Genomic DNA, 20,010 nt, shown 5'->3' on the forward strand with positions numbered 1-20,010 from the left:
TGGGGAGAAACGAAAGCATGGAACGAATCAACGACTCGATGGCTTTTCGCGATTTCCTCGACGCCAGGCTCGCTGAAGGGGGCGGACCTGTGCGTCTCGATGAAGTCCTGAAACTCTGGGAATACGAGAACCTGACCGAAGAAGAACGTTCGGAGGTGCTGGCCTCGATTCGCCAGGGTTTGGCCGACGCCGATGCGGGCAGGGTCCGATCGATCGAGGAATTCGACCGGGACTTCCGGGCGAGGCGAGGGCACCCTGGCTGAACCACGACAGGATGCGTCCAACACTTGTAGGGTGTGTCAAGCGAAGCGCAGACGCACCGGATCGGCTCGGCCCCGAGTATGGCGCAGGCCCCGTCTCGCACAGGGCTCGTGGCCCTCGGATTCCCGGCTCTTCCCCCATACCCAAGCGGTTCGGTGCGTCTGCGCTTCGCTTGACACACCCTACAAGACACGTTGATATTATCGTTTGTGCATTTCATACTCACGCGATCGACATTCCCGCCGGATGAGCCGGCAAGATCCTATCCACGGGGCGACTCATGGAAGACTGGCTCTCCGACTATCTCCGCCGCATCCTGACCGCCCGCGTCTATGATGTCGCGATCGAGTCTCCCCTGGAGCGGGCCGCCAGGCTCTCGGCACGGCTCGGGAACCGGGTCTGGCTGAAGCGTGAGGACACGCAGCCCGTCTTCAGCTTCAAGCTCCGCGGGGCGTACAACAAGATGGCCGGGCTCTCGGACGAGCAGCGGGCCAGCGGGGTCATCTGCGCCTCGGCGGGGAACCACGCACAGGGCGTGGCGCTGGGCGCCCGGCGGCTCGGCTGTCGCGCGGTGGTGGTCATGCCGCTGACGACGCCGCGGCTCAAGTCGGACGCCGTGCGCTCGCTCGGCGGCGAGGTGGTCCTGCACGGGGACAGCTACTCGGACGCCCACCGGCACGCGGCCGAACTCCAGGCGATCCACGGATACACGTTCGTCCATCCATTCGACGACCCGGCCGTGATCGCGGGGCAGGGGACCGTCGGCATGGAGATCCTCCGCCAGCACCAGGGGCCGATCCATGCCGTCTTCGTCGCCATCGGCGGCGGCGGGCTGATCTCCGGCGTGGCCGCCTACATCAAGGCCGTGCGGCCTGAAATCAAGGTCATCGGCGTCCAGATGACGGACTCGGACGCCATGGTCCGCTCGGTCAAGGCCGGCGAGCGAGTGCCGCTCGACGAGGTCGGGCTGTTCTCGGACGGGACGGCCGTCAAGCTCGTGGGCGAGGAGACGTTCCGCCTCACGCGGGCCCTCGTCGATGACTTCGTCGTCGTGGACACGGACGCCGTCTGCGCCGCGATCAAGGACGTCTTCGAGGACACGCGGAGCGTCATGGAGCCGGCCGGGGCGATGGGCGTGGCCGGGCTCAAGCAGTACGCGGCGACGCATCGGCTGGAGGACCGGGCGCTCGTCGCGATCACCTGCGGGGCGAACATGAACTTCGACCGCCTGCGGTTCGTCGCCGAGCGGGCCGAGGTGGGCGAGGAGCGGGAGGCCCTCTTCGCGGTCACGATCCCGGAGGAACGCGGCAGCTTCCGCCGACTCTGCGAGATCCTCGGCGACCGCAGCGTCACGGAGTTCAGCTACCGGATCTCCGACGAGCGGCAGGCCCACGTCTTCGTCGGCCTGGCCACGAGCAACCGCGCCGAGGCCGCGGAGATCCTCCGGGCCTTCGCCGACCACCGGTTCGCCGCGGTGGACCTCGTGGGCGACGAGCTCTCCAAGGAGCACGTCCGCTACATGGTCGGCGGCCGCAGCGCCCTCGCCCGCGATGAGCGCCTCTACCGATTCGAGTTCCCCGAGCGCCCGGGGGCCCTGATGCGGTTCCTCTCGAGCATGCCGCCGGACTGGAACATCAGCCTCTTCCACTATCGCAACCAGGGCGCCGACTACGGCCGGATCCTCGTCGGCATCCAGGTCCCCCCCGACGAGAAGGCCGACTTCCGCGCCTTCCTCGACACCCTCGCCTACCCGTGCGTCGACGAGACCGAGAACCCGGTGTACCGGCTCTTCCTGCGGTAATTAGGCAAGCGCGGCGAATCGGGCGAAAATCGCGGCGCGTCCCGTCTCCATTGATTGAAGCCCGCAGTACTCACGCGTATCGTGGATGGCATGTCACCATCCCCAGGCCAGGTCCCGGACCTCGTCGCCCGCGCCGCCGCGGGGGATCGCGAGGCGATCGTCGAGCTGCTCGACCACTACCGGCCGCGGCTCCGGCGGATGGTGGCGATGCGGCTCGATCCGAGGCTCCGCGGCCGCGTGGACGCCTCGGACGTGATCCAGGAGGGCTACCTCGACGCGATGCGGCGGCTCGACGAGTTCATCCGCGACCCGGCGGTGCCGTTCTACATCTGGCTCCGTTTCCTGGTGGGCCAGCGGGTGCAGGAGCAGCACCGCCGCCATCTCGGCGCCCCGGGGCGCGACGTCGGCCGCGAGGTCTCCATCTACCGCGGGGCGATGCCCGGCGCCAGCACCGGGGCGCTCGCCGCGCGACTGCTCGGCAAGCTCACCAACCCCTTCGAGGCCGCCTTGCGGACCGAGCGGAAGGTCCGCCTCCAGGAGGCCCTCAACCGCATGGACCCGCTGGACCGCGAGATCCTGGTCATCCGCCACTACGAGCAGATGACCAACAGCGACGCCGCCGCGGCCCTGGGCCTGGAGCAGTCGGCCGCGAGCAAGCGCTACACGCGGGCGCTGACCCGCCTGAAGGAGATCCTGGCGGAGATCCGCGGCACCGGCTCGGAAGGTGGGACATGAACGGGCAAGAGCCCGATCGCGACCGCGATCCCTTCGAGCGGGTGGCCGAGGAGTTCCTGGCCCGCTACCGGGCCGGCGAGCGGCCGAGCATCGACGACCTCGCCGACCGCCATCCCGATCTGGCCGGGCAGATCCGCAACCTGCTGCCGGCCCTGCTGATGATCGAGCAGGACCTGTCGATCGACCCGGAGCCGGAGCCGGGCGTATCGCGGCTCCCGATCACCCCGGAGGGCTCGAGCCGGATCGGCGACTACCGGCTGATCCGCGTCGTCGGCCGGGGCGGGATGGGGGTGGTCTACGAGGCCGAGCAGGTCTCGCTCGGCCGCCGCGTGGCCCTGAAGGTCCTCCCGCGGCACGTGTCGGGCGCCCCCAGGGCGCTGGAGCGGTTCCGCCGCGAAGCCAAGGCCGCGGCCCGGCTGCACCACACCAACATCGTCCCCGTCTTCGAGGTCGGGCAGGAGGGGGACGTCGCCTATTTTGCGATGCAATTCATCCAGGGCCAGGGGCTCGACCAGGTCATCGACGACCTGAGGCGCCTTTGCGGCCGTGCCGTGCCGGCGCCCGGGGCGGGCGTCACCAGGGCCCGGGCGAGCGGGGGACTGGCCGGGTCGCTGCTGGCCGGCCACCTGGACACGCCGCCCCCCGGGGCCGCCGCGAGCGACCCGTACGCGGCCACCGAGGAGGCGCCGAGCGGATGGTCCGCTGACCGGCTCCCCCTCGATCCCCGGGCCGATGAACCGATCGGTTCCGCCATGCTCCCGGGCGCCGCGGCCCTCTCCTCGGTCGATTCGCAGGGGCGCGGGCAGCCGTACTTCCGCGGCGTGGCCCAGATCGGCCGCCAGGCCGCCGCCGGCCTCGCCTATGCCCACGCCCGCGGCGTCATCCACCGCGACATCAAGCCGTCGAACCTGCTGCTCGACGCCGCCGGCGTCGTCTGGATCGCCGACTTCGGCCTCGCCAAGTCCGAGGAGGACGGCCTGACGCAGACCGGCGACGTCCTGGGCACGCTCCGCTACATGGCGCCGGAGCGGTTCCGCGGCGAGGCCGATCCCCGGTCCGACGTCTACGCGCTGGGGCTGACCCTCTATGAGCTGCTGACGCTCGAACCGGCCTACGATTCGAGCGATCGGCCGCGGTTCCTCGATCGGGTCCGGGACGAGGAGCCGGCGCGACCTCGCACCCTGGACGGCCGGATCCCGCGGGACATCGAGACGATCGTCCTGAAAGCCATCGAGAAGGAGCCCGCGAGGCGGTACGAGACGGCCGAGGCGATGGGCGAGGACCTCCGCCGGTTCCTCGACGACGAGCCGATCCGGGCGCGGCGAGCCTCGCCGACGGAGCGATACGCGCGGTGGGCCCGGCGGAATCCGGTGATCGCGATCCTCGGCGCGGCGCTCACGGCCGTGCTGGCGGCCACCACGGCCGGCTCGCTGGTCGTCGCCGGCCGGTTCGCCCGCCAGGCCGACCGCGAGCGGAGTCTCGCCGCCGCGGAGCGATCGGCGCGGGTGGAGGCGAACCGGAAGGCCGAGGCCGAGCTCCTCGCCCGCACCGAGGCCGAGCACGCCCGCGCCGAAGCCCAGGCGGAGACATACCGCGCCATGGTCAGCGAGATCCGGGCCCTCCGCGCCGGCCATCAGCCCGGCTGGCGGGCCGAGGCCCTGGCGAGCCTGGCCCGGCTCGCCGCCATGTCGACCCCGCGGCGCGACCCGGCGGAGCTGCGTACCGAGGCGGCGGCCACCCTGGCGACGCCCGACTTCTCGCTCGCCGCGAGCATCGCCTTCCGCCCCGAGGCCGGCGGCATGCTGGCCTTCAGCTCCGAGGGCCGCACCCTCCTCACGGCCGACAGCAAGGGCCGCTTCGACCTCTGGGACGTGCCGGGCCGGCGCCACCTGCAGTCCTCGTCCGGCCCGGAGCCGGGCGAGGGCGCCCCCGTCGCCGATCCGATCGCCTGCCTCCCCGACGGCCGGGGCTTCGTCGTGGGCGCCACGGGCCGCGGCGTGATCTTCCTGGACGCCCGGGGGAAGGTGACGCCCCTCGCCCCCATCACGCGGGGCGGGGGCCGGCCGAACCGCCTCGCACTCAGCGGCGACGGGCGGCGGATCGCGATCCACTGGATCGGCGACGACGTCACCACGGTCCACGACCTGGCGAGCGGCTCCGCACTCGCCGAGTTCCGCGGCGACTGCCACGCCGGCCTGAGCCGCGACGGCACGCGGATCGCCCGGGCCGACGGTGACCTCCTCGTGTTCGACCCCGTCGGCGAGGGGAAGGCCCGGGACGTGCTCGGCCCCCGGGCGGGGGCGAACCGCTTCTCTTTCAGCCCGGACGACTCCATGCTCCTCGGCCTCGCCGATCGCGCCGTCCTCCTCTGGGACGTGGCGAAGCGGGCCCAGGTCGGCTCGCTCCGCGGCCACCGGGAGCGGGTCTTCGACGCGGCCTTCAGCCCGGACGGCGAATGGATCGCCTCGGGGAGCCTGGACTACACCGCCCGGGTCTGGGAGGCACGCTCGGGGCGGGTCGTCGTCACGCTCCCGGGCCTCTCCAGCCCGGTCTTCCAGGTGAAGTGGTCGCCCGCTGGGGATCATCTCGCCCTCAACCTGGGCAACTCCGGCGAGGTTGCCCTCCATGCGATCGCGGGCCGCCATTCCGTCCGCTGGTGGCTGGCCGGCGGCGAGAAGGAGATCGGATCCGTGGCCGCGCATCCGCGCACCGGGCGGCTCGCGACGGCGGGCTACTCAGAGCTCCGGACCTGGGACCTCGCCTCGGCCCGCACGTCGCTCCTCCACGACGCCAGCGACGGCGAGGCCGTGACCGCGATGGCCTACAACCCCGACGGCACGCTCCTGGCGACGGCCATCCACCACGGCCCCGGCGACCCGTCGATCGTCGTCAGGGACGCGCGCACCGGCGCGATTCGGGCCCGGATGGCCAGCCCCCACATCTGCTATGCCGTCACGTTCGACCCGGCCGGCGGACGGCTCGCGACCGGAGACATGAGGGGGGACGTCACCGTCTGGGACCTCGCGACGGGCCTCCCCTCCCGGCATCTCCGGACCGGATCGGGCTCCATCATCGAGTCCATCGTCTACCTCGACCGCCCCCGCGGCCTGGTGGCCCACGCCGGCGACCGGGTGATCCTCCTGAACCCGGATTCGGATCGCGGGGGCGATGAGGCGAAGACTTGCCCGGCGGGCGGGACGATCTCCTACCTCGCGGCCGATCCCGGCGGCCGACTCCTCTTCGCCGGGCTCGAGGACGGCTCGGTCGCCGCCCTGTCGCTCCCCGACCTGACCCCGACGGCGCGCGCCCCCGCCTCGACCGAGGGCAAGGTCAGGGCCCTGGCCGTGAGCCTCGACGGCCGACTCCTGGCCGTCGCCCACGACCATCGCGTGACGCTCCATGATTCCGCGACCCTGGCGACGCTCCTCAGCCTCACGACGTGGGACGGGACGCTCCGGGACCTGGCCTTCGCCTCCGACCGGATCCTGGCCGTCGCCGGCACCTCCACGGACGTGGACGTCTGGGACCTGGGCGAGCTCCGCGACGGCCTGACGAAGCTCGGCCTGGCCTGGGATCGCCCCGGCCCACCGGAGGCCCCGGGGCCCTCGACGCCCCCCCCGCGGCTCACGCCTCCAGCGTCGCGTCCAGGGTGATCTCCGCCTTCAGGAGCTTCGAGACCGGGCAGCCGGCCTTGGCCTTGCCCGTGAGCTCCTCGAACTTCGCCTGATCGGCGCCGGGGATCTTCGCCTTCAGGGTCAGGTGGACGGCCGTGATCGCGAAGCCGTCGCCCTGCTTCTCCAGGGTGACGTCGGCCTTCGTCTCCATCCGCTCGGCGGTGAGGCCGGCCTCGCCCAGGATCAGGGACAGCGCCATGGTGAAGCAGCCGGCGTGCGCGGCGCCGATCAGCTCTTCCGGGTTGGTGCCGGGCTTGCCCTCGAACCGGGCGGCGAAGCCGTAAGGATATTCGCTCAGCGCTCCGCTGCGGGTCGAGATGGCGCCTTTGCCGTCCTTCAGCCCGCCTTGCCAGACGGCCGATCCGTAGGTCTTCATTGCCGCTTCTCCTCGGAGTGATGCATGTCCGCCCATTCGATCGGGCCCGACGGGAGGGACGGCTGCACGTCGTGTGCCGCGTTCAGGCGATCGGGCCGGGGACGTCGCGCGAGGACGCGGCCAGCCAATCGCCGATCAGCTCGACCCAGGGCCGGGCCGAGGGGAGCCGGTTGATCGCCGCGTGGTCGGCCGCCTGCGAGAGGGGGCAGGAGATGACCTCCCCGGGCTCGGCGAGGACCTTCCAGGACGGGAGATAGGTCGACAGCCAGTCCGACCTCCCCGCCAGGTGGATGCGGCCCGCATAGGGCGGGAGCCGGTACTTCATGGTCCGGTCGTGGACCTGCGGGAGGTAGAACCACCACGACCGGAAGCGGGCCGGGATCGGCTTGCCTCGTCGCGCCCTGGACTCGAGATAAGGGCGGAGGAGGGACTCCTGCAGGAGGAGATAGCCGCGGCACCACAGGTCGACGCAGGCGGCCCGCACGGCGCCGGCGATCGGCCCCCTGGCCCGCTCCCGGGGAACGGCGGCCTCGGCCCGATCCGCCGCCTTCGGCGTGGCGGGGCGAGCCGCCGCGGTCCGTCGCAGCTTCGCCCGAGCCGGGAGGATGCCGGGGAGCGGAGGTTCCAGCAGCAGGACCTCCACGTCGTCCCGGCCGAGGCGATGGGCCAGCTCGACGGCGATCAGGGCGCTGAACGAGAAGCCGATGAGCACCAGCGGCCCCGTCGGCATGTATCGGTCGATCTCGTCGGCGAAGGAGGCCGCGATCTCGGGGAACGGCCGGATCAGGAACGGCGGAGCCGCGAACCCGTCGGTCCTCAGCCACCAGACCGGGACCTCGGGAGGGAATTCCCCCTTCACGACGCTCAGGACGTCCGGGAGTCCCACCGCGACGACCGGCGGCAGGGGCCCCCCGCCGCGGACGATCTCGAGATGCCGGTAGGGTCCATGAGGGACGGGCTGGCTCATTCCACGTCGAACTCCAGCTCCAGGATCGGCAGGTCCGCCGGCATGCCCTCGGGCAGCGGCTCGTCGGCGGCGTCGCTCAGGAGCCCGATGGGCTCGCCCAGTCGCCTCCACTCGCCGGCCCGGCAGCCGATCCGGCGGAGGACGACCGGGGCGGCCGCGCGGAGCTGGATGATGGTCTTCTGGGTCTCCAGCTCGACGATCAGGCCGCCGGCGGCGACGTCCTGGGCCTCGTCCCGGTGCCATTCCAGGACGCAGAAGTCATCGACTCCCTCGATCGGGCCGGGCAGGACGAGTTGATAGATCACGGACCAGATCCTCCTCGAAGCGTGCGAGAACCCTCAGCCCGTCGCGTCCGAGGCCGCCGCCGCGGCGGCCAGCTCCGGCAGGGTCCGGAGCCGGGCCCGCTCGGGGATCGACGCGTCGGCGGCGAGGCTGCGCCAGAAGAACGTCATCAGCTCGACATCGCGGCGGGGGTGGGCGGCGAGGAAGAGCCGCTCCCAGGAGTCGTCCGCCAGGGGGTCCCGCCAGCCGTCGCGATGGGTCAGGTGGTAAGTCCGGGCGCCGGGCACCGGCCCGACCGGCACCCCGGACTCCTGGAGCCGGAGGGCCAGCTCGCGATGCTCGTTGATGGAGAGCCGCTCGTCGAATCCGCCGGCCGCCTCGAAATCGGACCGCCGCAGCGACGAATTGTGGCCCGACGCGGCCATCCACAGGACCGGCAGGCCGGGATGGTTCACGAGGGCGTCCCACTCCACCTCGAAGAGCGTCCGCGGCCCCACCCCGGGATAGAGGCCCGCGTGTGCCCGCCTCGCGACCTCGTCGAACCGCTCGATCACCTGCTCCCGGGTGACGAGGTTGCCGGCGAGCTCCGCCCCCATCCGGCGGACCTGAGCCTCGGCGCCGGCCCGCGGGGTCCCCGTCTCGGGGTCATCGAAGAACCGGGTACAGCGGAGGTTGAAGTGCTCCCCGCGGCCGAAGAAGGGGCGCGCGGCCCGCCCGTGGGCCCGGGCGTGCTCCTCCACCATTTCCGGCCCGGCCAGCGTGTCCCCGTCCAGGAAGATGAGGACCTCCCCGCACGCGGCCGCCGCCCCGGCGTTCGCCGCCGCCGACCGGCCCCGATTGGGATCGAGCCGGACCCGCGCCAGGGGAAGCCCCTCGGGCCGGGCGTCGAGCAGAGTGGGGGTTTCGTCGACCGATCCGTCATCGACGACGATCAATTCCGCCGCCAGGTCCCCCGACCCGACCCGCGACCCGGGCGCCACGATGGGCACGGTCTGCCGGCTCAGCGAGGCGAGGACGAGCCGCAGCCGCTTCGCCTCATCCTTGGTCTTGATGATCACGCTAGCGAGCATATCCCCGACTGACCTCCGATTCCGGACGATCGAGGATGCGAGGCTCGCCCCGCGACCCGATATCATCACATCAAGGAACTGGGATGCGGACCGAAATGCTAATCCATTAGGATACCCACGGGCAATATGTCCCGACTCCTGGATGACAATAGGCAACGCGAGGGCCGCGGGCACGCGCCTCACCGCACCTCTCGTCCCCCGGTTCCCCCCACGCCGGACCGCACGAGGTCGACTCATGCCCCTTCGAATCGCGCTGATCGCCAATTCCCTGCCGGCCCCGGCGGACTCCGGCTCGATGATCCGGGCCTGCCGACTCGCCCACGCCCTGGCCGGCGTCGGGGCGGTCTCCCTGTACGCACGATGCTCCGAGTCCGATGCCGAGCGGCACGGGGCCCATCCGGACCTCGCCCCCTTCGACCGTATCCGGCTCGATCCCGAGCCGGACCCCGTCCACGCCTCCCTGTCCCGGGTGTTCTCGGGGCCGTCCATGGACCGCTGGATGGCCGACGACGATCCCCTGGGCGCGATCCTGGCGAGGGACCACGCCGAGGCGGCCTTCGACGTCGTCGTCTGCCAGCAGCTCTTCACGGCCAACGTCGCCCGCGGGCTCCCCGGGGTGCCGATGGTCCTGGACGAGCACAATGTCGAGAGCCAGGCGATCGGCCAGGTCCTGGGGGCCTACGAGCGGGCCCGCGTGCCGATCGACCCGGCGCTCGCCACGGCCAGGATCGAGGCCTACGAGCGTGCGGCCTGGCCCCGCGCCGCCCTGATCACCTGCCCGACGGTCGCCGACGCGGACCGGATGCGGGGGCATACGACCGCCGCGGTCCGGGTCGTCCCCAACGGGGCGGACACGGACCTGATCCCGATGCGCTCCCCCTCGCGCCGGGCGGGCAAGTCGATCCTCTTCGTCGGCGCCTACTTCTGGCCGCCCAACTTCAAGGCCGCCCAGTTCCTGGCCCGGCGCGTGCTGCCGCTGGTCCGCGCCCGGGAGCCCCAGGCCCGGCTCGTCCTCTGCGGCAAGAGCCCCGGGATCGAGGTCGCCCTGCTCCGCAAGGAAGGCGTGGAGATCACCGGGACGGTCCCGTCCACGCGGCCTTACCTGGACGACGCGATGGTCTATGGCAACGCGCTCTTCCAGGGCGCCGGCTCCTCGCTCAAGGTCCTCGAGGCGCTCGCCTCCGGCATCCCGCTGGTCTCCACGCCGGCGGGCGTGCGGGGGCACCCCGTGGAGCCGGGACGGCACTACATCCCGGCCGAGGACGCGGAGGGCTTCGCCGGGGCCATCCTCGGCGTCCTCGCCGACCCGGCGGCGTTCGACGCCCAGGCCGCGGCCGGCCGGGCCGTGGCCGAGTCCCTTTCCTGGCCCGTGGTCGGCGCGGACTTCGCCTCGGCGGTGGCGCGGGTCGCCCGCGGCGAACGCCTCAAGGACGGATGACGCCCGCCGCCCCGGGAGGCTCGCGACGGACGCGGATCCAGTCCCGCTGCAGGAGCGTGCCCGAATCGAGCGCGAAGTAGGAGGCCTCGAGTCCCCCGTCGCGGACACGGGGGAGCGAGTACCAGGCGGCCGGGAACCGGACGCCGACGGGCCCCGTGATCTGGCGCGGGAATCGCTGGCAGGTGAGCCGGGGGTCGAGCCGGCCGAGGTAGTGCTCGCCCCAGGCCGATTCCGGCCCGAGGCCGGCCGCCAGGTCCCAGCTCGCCAGGTCCAGGGGGATCCAGCCGAAGGGGGGGAGCAGCACCTCGACCCAGTAGTGGTTGCTGGGGATGGCCGGGTAGAGCGTGAAGCCGTTCACCACGCGGGCGGGGATCCCGCGCGCCCGGCAGAGGGCCGCCAGCAGCGACGATCCGGCGAGGCAATCGAACCAGCCCCTGGCGGCCAGCGAGCCGAGCCGGTCCCCCGCGTCGAGCTCGTCGTGATGGATCCTCCCGCTCGCCATCCGCTCGAAGAAGAACCTCCAGAACGCCCGCAAGGTCGCCCACGCGTCCCGCGCCCCGCCGACGAGCGTCCCGGCGAGCCTGGCCACCTCGTCGGTCACCTGGATCCACCCCTCGGAGCTGCGGGTATGGAGCTGGTACTCGGGGTCGGATTCATCCCAGGGCTCGAGGCCCGCGGGATCGAAGGGGATCGGCCGTGCGACCCACGTGAGTCGGATGTCGACCTCGACCGCGACCACGGCCGGGGCGGGGGAAGGGGGGAGCCGGACCTCGATCCGGCCCGGGCCGCGGACGGCCTCGACCGCCGCCGGATCGGGGGCGATGAGGGTGGCGACGACGTCGGCCTGGGACGGATCATCGAGCGGCAACGGCACGCGGAGGCGGGCCGGCGATCCGGCCGGGACGTGGAACTCGCGGCGGAGCCGGACCAGGAACCTCGTGCCCTCGGCGGTGCCGGCGAGCTCGGCCGCCTCGCGACGGAACGTCCGGACCGGACCCTCCTCATACCAGGGGTCTCCCGATTCGCGGCCGGCCCGGACCATGAAGTTGAGGACCTGGAAGAAGTCGAAGGACCGCGTTCGCCCCCCGCGGAACGGGAGCCCCAGCGCGATCCAGCGCCCGAGCGCCTCCTCCGCCTGCGCGGCCGCCGAATCCGCGACGTGGCCCCCGGCCAGGACGTCGCGGGGCCGGCCGTGGTGGAGGATGGCCCGGATCGTCTCCGCCTCCTCGCAGACCTGATACCGAGAGCCGTCGTCGATCCCCAGGCTGATGGGCTTCATGATCGGGCTCCAGGCCGGGCCGGCCCCGGATCAGGACAGGGGGCCGTGGACATCGCCGCGATCGTCGTCGCCGGACGCCCCGGGCAAGGGCCCAGGCACGGCGGGATCGCGGCCGGCCCGGCCGTCGTCGCGGACCGGGACAGAGGCGGGGTCTTGATGCGAGACGGCCGGGCCCGGCGGCGGCGAATGCTCGCCGGAGAGGTGGACGTGGTGCGGGCGGCCGGCGTGGCCCGGGAGGTGAGCCTCCTCCTCGTCCTCCTCCTCGTCGGCGCCGCGGAGGTGGGCGAGGTAGTCGCCGATCCGCTCTCCCAGGACGTAGTAGATCGGGATCACGAACCGGCCGAGCACCGTGCTCACCGCGATGCCGAAGGCGATGACGATGCCCAGCGAGTTCCGGCTGCCGGCCCCGGCACCGGTCGCGCGGGCCATCGGCAGCACGCCCATCACGAACGCCAGCGAGGTCATCAGGATCGGCCGCAGCCGCTCGCGCGAGGCCGCCTTGGCGGACTCGATGATGCTCATCCCCCGCTTCTCGCGCATCTCGACGGCGAACTCCACGATCAGGATCGCGTTCTTGGTCTCCAGGCCGATCAGCATCACGAGCCCGATCTGCCCGAAGACGTCCAGCGGCATGTCGAAGAGCCAGAGGCCCACGATGGCCCCGAACATCGCCAGCGGGACCGTGAGGATGATGACCGTCGGCCGGATCCAGCTCTCGTAGAGGGCGGCCATGAAGAGGAAGACGCAGATGATCGACAGCGCGAAGATGTAGCTCGCCTGGTTGCCGGTCTTCTGCTCCTGGAAGGTCGTGCCGGTCCACTCGTAGCCGAAGCCTTCCGGGAGGATCTCCGCGCAGATCTCCTGCATCGCCGCGATGGCCTGCCCGGAGCTGAAGCCCGGGGCGGGGACGCCGTTGATCTTGGCCGAGGCGAAGAGGTTGTAGTGGGGGACCTCGATCGGCCCGAGCTTGTAGCTGACCTCGCCCAGCGCCCCCAGCGGCACCTTGTCCCCCTTGCGGTTGAGCACCGTCAGGGCGGCGATGTCCTGGGGCTTGCGGCGGGCCTCGCCCTCGGCCTGCATGAGCACCTTCCAGACCTTGCCGAAGAGGTTGAAGTCGTTGATATAGAACGCGCCGAGGTTCGTCTGGAGCGTCGCGAAGACGTCCGAGACCGGCACGTCCAGCCGCCGGGCCTTGACGCGGTCGAGCTCGAAGCGGAGCTGCGGGACGCGGGTGCTGAAGGTGGTGAAGGCCACGGCGAGCTCCGGCCGCTTGCGGGCCGCGGTCAGTAGCTGGTCGGTCACGCGCTGGAGCGCCTCCACCCCCTTGCCGGCGCGGTCCTGGATCATCACCTCGAAGCCACCGGTCATGCTCAGGCCGCGGATCGGCGGCGGCTCGAGGACCATCACGATCGCCTCGCGGACCGAGGCCAGCTTCGCCTGGAGCGTCCGCGCCAGCGCGGCCGACCGCAGCTCCGGGGCCTTCCGCTCGCTCCAGGGGATCAGCGGCAGGAAGATGATGCCGGCGTTGCTCTGGTTGGTGAGGCTGAGGATGTTCAGGCCGTCGAGCGTGACGACGTGCTCGACGCCCGGCAGCTCCTTGGCGATCGTCTCCACCTGCTTGATGATCCGCGAGGTCACCTCGCGGCTGGTGCCGTCGGGCGCCTGGATGTTGACGATCAGGTAGCCCTGGTCCTCCGCCGGGACGAACGACTTGGGCCGGGTGACCACCATCCAGCCCGTCAGCGCCAGCAGGCCGACCGAGGGGATGATGATCGTCCACCAGTGGTGGGCCGTGAACTCGAGGATCGCGTCGTACGAGTCCTCCAGCCACCGCATCAGGCGGTTGAACCAGCGGAAGAGGAAGAACTTCGGCTCGCCGTGCTGGGTCTTGAGGAAGAGCCGCGCCATCGCCGGGCTGAACGTCAGCGAGTTGAACGCGGAGAAGATGAAGGAGAAGACGATCGTCATCGCGAACTGGTTGTAGAGCTTGCCGGTCATCCCCGGGATGAACGCCACCGGGACGAAGACGGCCGCCAGGACCAGCGTGATCGTGACGATCGGCGCCGTGATCTCCGCCATGGCGGCCCGCGCCGCCGCCAGCGGGCGATAGCCGCGGCCGAGGTACTTCTCGATGTTCTCCACCACGATGATCGCGTCGTCCACCACCAGGCCGATCGCCAGGATCAGCCCGCAGAGCGTCAGGGTGTTGAGCGAGAACCCGAAGATCGTCATCAGCGCGAACGTGGCGATCAGCGAGGTCGGGATCGCCAGCATCGGGATGATCGTGGCGCGGAAGCCCTGGAGGAAGATGAAGACCACCACCATGACGAGGAGGAACGCCTCCACGAGCGTATGGACGACCTCGTCGATGTTCTCCTCGACGTACCGGGTCGTGTCGTAGGCGGTCCGGTACTCCAGCCCCGGCGGGAAGCTCTTGGCGAGGCGGTCCATCTCCTTGCGGACGTTCTCCACGATGGTCAGCGCGTTGCCGTCGGCGTACTGGTAGACCAGGATCGACCCGGCGGGCTGGCTGTCCAGGTAGCCGGCGGTCTCGTAATTCTCCGAGGAGAGCTCGACCCGGGCGACGTCCCGGAGCCGGACGATCGAGCCCTCGTCCCGGCGGCGGACGATGATCTCCTCGAACTCGGCCACCTTGGTGAGCCGGCCCTTGACGGTGATCGGGAACTCGAAGGCCTGCCCCTTCGGCACCGGCAGGCCGCCGATCTTGCCGGCCGCCGCCTGGACGTTCTCCTGCTGGACCGCCGCGATCACCTCGGTGGGCGCGATCCGCAGCTCGGCCATCTTGTTCGGGTCCAGCCAGATCCGCATCGAGTACTTGCGGCCGAACGCGGTCACGTCGCTCACGCCCGGGATCCGCTTGAGGGCGTCGACGATGTAGATCTGGCCGTAGTTGTCCAGGAAATTGGCGTCGTAGCGGCCGTCGGGCGAGATCAGGTTGACGACGCAGACCATGTCCGTGGACGTCTTCTTGATCGTCACGCCGTACTGCTTCACCTCCGGCGGGAGCTGCGGCGTGGCCGTCTGCACCTTGTTCTGGATGTCGACCGCGGCGATGTCCTGGTTGTAGCCTACCTCGAACGTCGCGGTGATGCTCGACACCCCGTTGGCCGTGCTGCTGGAGCTGAAATAGATCATCCCCTTGGTGCCGTTGATCTGCTGCTCGATCGGCGTGGTGACCGTCTCCGCCACCGTCAGGGCGTCGGCGCCCGTGTAGGTCGTCGTGATCTGGACCTGCGGCGGCGCGATCGGCGGATACTGGGCGATCGGCAGCAGGTACGCGCAGATCCCGCCGATCAGGACCATGAGCACGGCCAGCACCGTCGCGAAGATCGGCCGGCTGATGAAGAAATTAACCATAAAAGCACCTGACGGGGCGTGGGGATGATCGGGGACGGGGATCGAGTCGGCTCGGTTCGAAGGGCGTCCGGCTCAGCCCGCGGGCTTGTCCCGGGCTTCCGCGGCGGTCAGCTTCTCGCCGACCGGCTTGGCGAGGTGGGCCGGCTCGACCTTGACGGGGATCCCGGGGCGGACGAGCTGGAGCCCCTCGACGATCACCTGGACCCCCTCGTCGAGCCCCTTGGAGACGATCCGGATCCCCTCATAGGTCTCGCCCGCCTCGACCCGCCGGGATTCCACCTTGCCCTCGCCGTCCACCACGTAGACCACCGGGCCCGCGCCGGTCTCGATGACGCACTGCTCCGGCACGACCACGGCGCCCTGCGAGTGCTCCACCACCGATCGCAGGCGGACGTATTCGCCGGGCAGGATCGAGCCGGCGGCGTTGGGGAAGCGAATCTTGGCCAGGAACGTGGACGTGGTCTGATCGATCGTGTTGTCGATGAAGTACCACTCGCCCTGGTCGCCGTGCTCCTGGCTGCTGTCGAGCCCCGGGCGGATCAGGGTGGCCTTGAGCTTCTTCCTCACCCAGTTGGTGGCCCGCTCCAGGTCCTTGGCGGCCACCCGGACGTCCACGGCCATCGGGTCGAGCTGCTGGATCGTCGCCAGCTCGCTGAACGCCCCGCCGCCGGTCGCTTCCGGGCCGACCAGGTTGCCGATCTTCACCCGCGCCTCGCCGATCCGGCCGGCGATCGGGGCGACCATCCGGCAATAGCCCAGGTTCAGCTCCGCGTCCCGCACGGCCGCCTGCGAGGCCTCCACCAGCGCCTTGGCCGCGAGGATGCCCACCTCGTAGTCCGCCTCCGCCTGCTGGAAGCTCGCCTGGTCCGAGGCCACCTGGGCCTCGAACTTCTTCCGCTCCGCCTCCGCCCGATCGAGGTCCTCGCGCGAGCCGGCCTGGCGGGTCAGCAGCGTCCGATTGCGGCCCTCCTCCACGATCGCCAGGTGGAGCTGCGCCTTGTCGAGCTGCACCTTGGCCGCGGCCACTTCCCGCCCCTTCGACTTCTCCGCCTTCGTCAGCGAGGCCTCCGCCTCGTCCCGCTTCGCCAGGGCCGACCGCAGCGCGACCTTGTACGGCTCCTCGTCGATCACGAACAGGAGGTCCCCCGGCTTGACCGCCGATCCCTCCTTGAAATGCCGCTCGGTGAGGAACCCCCGCACCCGCGCCCGGATCACGACCTCCTCGATCGCCCGCGTCGTCCCGTTGGTGATCGACTCGATCGGCACGTCCATCTTCCGCGCCGCCACCACGCCCACCGTCGGCGCGGCCGGCGCCGGCGGGGCGCCGTGCTGACGGCATCCGCAAAGGGCCGCGAGTCCCAGGCAGACCGCAAACGACCCGGCCGTTCCGCGCCGCCGGGACGAGGGTTGAAAGGCGTCTAATCTCATGATTCAAACTACCCGTGCAAGCTCACCCGCCGCATCGTTCGTCAGTGCGGCCGGGCGGCCGGCGATCGCCCGGCCCCCGGCCCAAGTCAACGGCCGTTGACCTGTGTTGACTTTCACTCTAGACCACACCATACTCTAAGTCAACCCCCGTTTACTTCGCCCCGGACGCCCGGGGGCGGGGCGCCGTCTCCCGGAGGAGAGCCATGCCCAGAGCGACGACCGAGCCGGGGCGCCGACGCCGCGACGCGGCGATGACTCGCGAGGCGATCCTGGCGGCGGCGACCCGTCGATTCGCGCAGCAGGGCTACGAGCGGGCGGGGGTCCGCGAGATCGCCGCCGACGCCGGGGTGACCGCCGCGCTCGTGAATCGCTACTTCACGTCGAAGGAGGGGCTCTTCGAGGAGGTCGTCGAGCGGGCGTTCGTCCCCAAGATCCGCTACGACGACCCGGCGACGCTGGCGGAACGCTTCGCCCGCCTGATGGTCTCCAGGCGGGATGACGAGTCCGACGACGCGCGGACGATCCTGCTCCTGCTCCTCCGGTCGGCGACCGAGCCCCGCGCCGCCGAGATCCTCCGGACCAACCTGGAGGAGAACCACCTGGGACCCCTCGCCGCCGTGATCGACGGCCCGGAAGCCGCCAGCCGCGCCGCGCTCGTCATGGCCCAGCTCGCCGGCTTCGCCATGATCGACCAGATGATCGCCCCGTCGTCACTCGCCGGGGCCGACCGCGAGCGGCTGGTCGAGCTCCTCACGCGGAGCCTGTCCACCTTCATCGACCCGCCCGCGCCAGCGGCGGCGTGCGGAGGCCCCGGCACCGGGCAGGCCCGCAAGAGGACGTAGTCTCCATGGCCGAGATCTACATCAGCACCGACGTCGAGACCGACGGCCCGATCCCGGGGCCGCACTCCATGCTCAGCTTCGGCTCCGCGGCCTACACCGCGGACAAGCGGCTGGTCGCCACCTTCGAGGCCAACCTGCAACCCCTCGAGGGCGCGGCCGGCCATCCCGAGACCATGGCCTGGTGGCAGACCCAGCCGGAAGCCTGGGCCGCCCATCGCGAGAATCCCCGCGACCCGGCCGAGGTCATGCCCGGGTACGTGGCCTGGATCAAGGGGCTCCCGGGCAAGCCGGTCTTCGTCGCCTATCCGGCCGGCTTTGATTTCCTGTTCATCTACTGGTATCTCATCCGGTTCGCCGGCGAATCCCCGTTCTCGTTCTCCGCCCTCGACATCAAGACCTACGCCATGGCCGTCCTCGGCACCGACTACCGCAACGCCACCAAGCGGAACATGCCGAGGTCCTGGTTCGACGAGCTCCCGCACACCCACAAGGCCCTGGACGACGCGATCGGCCAGGGGGCCCTCTTCTGCAACATGCTGGCGGCGAATCGGCGGAAGGACTAGGATGAGCCTCCGAGGAGCCAGGTCGGTCGGACGCCGGGATTCGATGGCTCCGTACCCCCCGATGCCGAGGGACCTCGATGCTCCTCTGCTCCCTGACGACCGGCGACTTCGGCCCCTACCACCTGCTGTTCCTGCTGCCGGCCGCCTTCCTCACGATCCATGTCCATGAGCTGGGCCATGCCGTCGTCGGCCGCCTCTGCGGATTCGTGGTGACGTCGTTCGGCTCGGGCCTCTTTCGGCCCCTGCTGGTGCTCAACCTGAGGGGCACACGGCTTTATGCATGCCGATCTCATTCGTTCATGGGCCTGACGCACGTGTGGTACCCGCAGCTCCTGCCGTCGCGGCTGCGAAGCATCAGCTTCTACGGCGGGGGGATCCTCGCCAACGGCCTGCTCGCCGTCGTTGCCGGCATGCTCCTCGCCCGGGCGACGGGGCCACGCGGCCTCTGGATGGCCCTGTTCCTCATGAACGCGTTTACCGCGATCGGGTCCTTGATCCCCCATCAGTTCCGCGCCGGCAAGGTCCCGCTGCGTTCGGATGGCATGCTGATGCTCCAGACGCTTCGCTTCGGGACCATTCCGACGCCGCTCCCGGTCAGCATCGAGACGTCCCTGGGCCTGCGACCCCATCTCGAGGCGATCGGCGACATCCGGGGGCTCCGGATCCGACTGCTCGGAATCGTCGTGGAAGCGCTGGAACTCGGCGACCTGTCCCGCGCCGAGGAACTCTACCACGAGGCCGAATCGCTCGCGCCCGACGAGGTCCCGAGCATCCGGGCGTGCCAGGCCCTCGTCACCGCCTCGCTCGCCGCGTCCACCGGCGACCGGGCCCGTGCCGCCGACCTCATCGATTCGGCCGCAAGCGCGTACGACGCCCTGGGCCATCCGGTGGGTCGGCTCATGACCGCGTGGGTTCGCGCCGACCTGCGGGCCCTGGATGGCGACGTCCCGGGCCAGGTGACGGACCTCCGGGCCCTGGCGGCCGACGAGACGGCCGCCCGCCATCCCTGGTTGAGGACACGGCTCCAGGCCGCCCGGATGACGGCCGAGGCGGGCCTCGCCGTCGCGGGCCCCGGCTCCATGGGGGCCGCCTCGCTCGTCGCGGCCTACGAGCGGATGAGGAACGTCCATCTCACCCCCGCGCTGGATCTCAGGTTCTACCGCGCGATCGCTCGAGCGTGCCTGGAGAAAGGGGACCAGGCCGGTGCCGAGCTCGCCCTTCCCCGGCTGATCGCCGCCATCCGATCGCTCGCCGATTCGTGGACCGTCCCGGAGGAGCGGGCGCGGTTCGTCCGCGTCCATGCCCCCACGCTCGCCGAGATCCGCGAAGGCTCCGCCGCCCTGGGGAAGGGGGACAAGGCCGAAGCGCTCCTCACGCAGCTCGAGGTGGCCCCTCCGGATGAAACCGCCACGACCGAGGCCGCGATCCTCCGCGAGCGGAGGCTGCGTCGTCATGGCCTGCGCCTGCTCGGCCTGAACGTGGTGGTGCTGATCCTGGCCATCGGCGGCCTCGTCCTGTCGGGGCCTCGCCCGCAGGCCGCGGGGATGATGGTGCCGTTCCTCGTCGGCCTGATCTCCCTCGCCCTGGGCACGGCGATCGCTCTGATCTACGCCGCGGTCCGCTTCCTGATCGGCCTCTTGATCCCACGCCTGCGCCATGGCGGCGGCGGGATGCTCCTGCTGCTGGCCCTCGCCGGCTGGCTCGGGTGCCTGTTCGTCCCGTTCCTGTGCCTGATCGAGAGGTGATCGCCGCGGCCCATTCACACCAACGACCGATGACATGAACCTATTTTGTAGGGTGTGTCAAGCGAAGCGCAGACGCACCGGACCGCCGCATCGCGCGGGACGAGCGGGGAAATCGAGTCCCGCGGGCATCGTTCGAGAGGCGATCCCTGGTCATTTCAGGGGCCGAGCCGA

Annotated in this window: 15 protein-coding genes; 8 read left to right on the forward strand and 7 right to left on the reverse strand. The window is 71.0% G+C overall.

Translation table 11 applies throughout. The features are described 5' to 3' along the window. Nucleotides 1–17: 17 nt before the first annotated feature. The 4 genes from G6O54_RS22495 to G6O54_RS22510 all read left to right on the forward strand — a co-directional run bounded on the left by G6O54_RS22495 (nucleotide 18) and on the right by G6O54_RS22510 (nucleotide 6,450). Nucleotides 18–263, forward strand: a complete 246-nt coding sequence (locus G6O54_RS22495; protein WP_165228270.1) for a hypothetical protein — start codon at nucleotides 18–20, stop codon at nucleotides 261–263. A 278-nt stretch (nucleotides 264–541) separates the two neighbouring features. Beyond that, entirely contained in the window at nucleotides 542–2,062 is a 1,521-nt protein-coding gene (ilvA, locus tag G6O54_RS22500) for a threonine ammonia-lyase, biosynthetic (protein WP_165228272.1), read from the forward strand. A gap of 90 nt (nucleotides 2,063–2,152) precedes the next feature. Continuing rightward, nucleotides 2,153–2,797 (forward strand): sigma-70 family RNA polymerase sigma factor, encoded by a 645-nt coding sequence (locus G6O54_RS22505; protein WP_165228274.1) that lies wholly within the window; start codon nucleotides 2,153–2,155, stop codon nucleotides 2,795–2,797. Further along, nucleotides 2,794–6,450 (forward strand): serine/threonine-protein kinase, encoded by a 3,657-nt coding sequence (locus tag G6O54_RS22510; protein ID WP_165228276.1) that lies wholly within the window; start codon nucleotides 2,794–2,796, stop codon nucleotides 6,448–6,450. The genes G6O54_RS22505 and G6O54_RS22510 overlap by 4 nt, the downstream gene beginning before the upstream one ends. Here the strand turns inward: G6O54_RS22510 and G6O54_RS22515 are convergent. From G6O54_RS22515 to G6O54_RS22530, 4 genes are all read right to left on the reverse strand, one after another. Further along, a complete protein-coding gene (locus G6O54_RS22515; RefSeq protein ID WP_165228278.1) occupies nucleotides 6,422–6,847 on the reverse strand; it encodes an OsmC family protein in 426 nt (141 codons plus the stop codon). The two genes, G6O54_RS22510 and G6O54_RS22515, sit on opposite strands and share 29 nt — an antisense overlap. Nucleotides 6,848–6,929: 82 nt before the next feature. Next, nucleotides 6,930–7,814 (reverse strand): thioesterase domain-containing protein, encoded by an 885-nt coding sequence (locus G6O54_RS22520; RefSeq protein WP_165228280.1) that lies wholly within the window; start codon nucleotides 7,812–7,814, stop codon nucleotides 6,930–6,932. Continuing rightward, nucleotides 7,811–8,119, reverse strand: a complete 309-nt coding sequence (locus G6O54_RS22525; RefSeq protein WP_165228282.1) for a biotin/lipoyl attachment domain-containing protein — start codon at nucleotides 8,117–8,119, stop codon at nucleotides 7,811–7,813. The genes G6O54_RS22520 and G6O54_RS22525 overlap by 4 nt, the downstream gene beginning before the upstream one ends. A gap of 33 nt (nucleotides 8,120–8,152) precedes the next feature. Further along, nucleotides 8,153–9,154: a glycosyltransferase family 2 protein gene (locus G6O54_RS22530; RefSeq protein WP_165228284.1), complete on the reverse strand. Its 1,002-nt coding sequence runs from the start codon at nucleotides 9,152–9,154 to the stop codon at nucleotides 8,153–8,155. A gap of 247 nt (nucleotides 9,155–9,401) precedes the next feature. Between G6O54_RS22530 and G6O54_RS22535 the strand changes: the two genes are divergently transcribed. After that, on the forward strand, nucleotides 9,402–10,604 hold the full coding sequence (locus tag G6O54_RS22535; protein WP_165228286.1) for a glycosyltransferase: 1,203 nt from the start codon (nucleotides 9,402–9,404) through the stop codon (nucleotides 10,602–10,604). Here the strand turns inward: G6O54_RS22535 and G6O54_RS22540 are convergent. The 3 genes from G6O54_RS22540 to G6O54_RS22550 form a co-directional block, all read right to left on the reverse strand. After that, nucleotides 10,591–11,883 carry a transglutaminase-like domain-containing protein gene (locus tag G6O54_RS22540; protein WP_165228288.1) on the reverse strand — a complete coding sequence of 431 codons (1,293 nt, stop codon included), beginning with the start codon at nucleotides 11,881–11,883 and terminating at the stop codon, nucleotides 10,591–10,593. The two genes, G6O54_RS22535 and G6O54_RS22540, sit on opposite strands and share 14 nt — an antisense overlap. A gap of 30 nt (nucleotides 11,884–11,913) precedes the next feature. Then, complete coding sequence (locus tag G6O54_RS22545) at nucleotides 11,914–15,261, reverse strand: efflux RND transporter permease subunit (RefSeq protein ID WP_165228290.1); 3,348 nt, start codon at nucleotides 15,259–15,261, stop codon at nucleotides 11,914–11,916. A 72-nt stretch (nucleotides 15,262–15,333) separates the two neighbouring features. Beyond that, complete coding sequence (locus G6O54_RS22550; RefSeq protein WP_165228292.1) at nucleotides 15,334–16,689, reverse strand: efflux RND transporter periplasmic adaptor subunit; 1,356 nt, start codon at nucleotides 16,687–16,689, stop codon at nucleotides 15,334–15,336. Nucleotides 16,690–16,892: 203 nt separating this feature from the next. On the opposite strand from G6O54_RS22550, the gene G6O54_RS22555 reads away from it, so the two are divergent. The 3 genes from G6O54_RS22555 (at nucleotide 16,893) to G6O54_RS22565 (ending at nucleotide 19,839) form a co-directional block, all read left to right on the forward strand. After that, nucleotides 16,893–17,531, forward strand: coding sequence for a TetR/AcrR family transcriptional regulator (locus G6O54_RS22555; protein WP_165228294.1), 639 nt, complete (start codon nucleotides 16,893–16,895; stop codon nucleotides 17,529–17,531). Between the two features lie 5 nt (nucleotides 17,532–17,536). Beyond that, on the forward strand, nucleotides 17,537–18,094 hold the full coding sequence (locus tag G6O54_RS22560; protein ID WP_165228296.1) for a 3'-5' exonuclease family protein: 558 nt from the start codon (nucleotides 17,537–17,539) through the stop codon (nucleotides 18,092–18,094). Between the two features lie 77 nt (nucleotides 18,095–18,171). After that, nucleotides 18,172–19,839, forward strand: a complete 1,668-nt coding sequence (locus G6O54_RS22565; RefSeq protein ID WP_165228298.1) for a site-2 protease family protein — start codon at nucleotides 18,172–18,174, stop codon at nucleotides 19,837–19,839. The last annotated feature ends 171 nt before the right edge of the window (nucleotides 19,840–20,010 follow it).

The sequence above is a fragment of the Aquisphaera insulae genome (assembly GCF_011064615.1).
Lineage (GTDB): Bacteria > Planctomycetota > Planctomycetia > Isosphaerales > Isosphaeraceae > Aquisphaera > Aquisphaera insulae.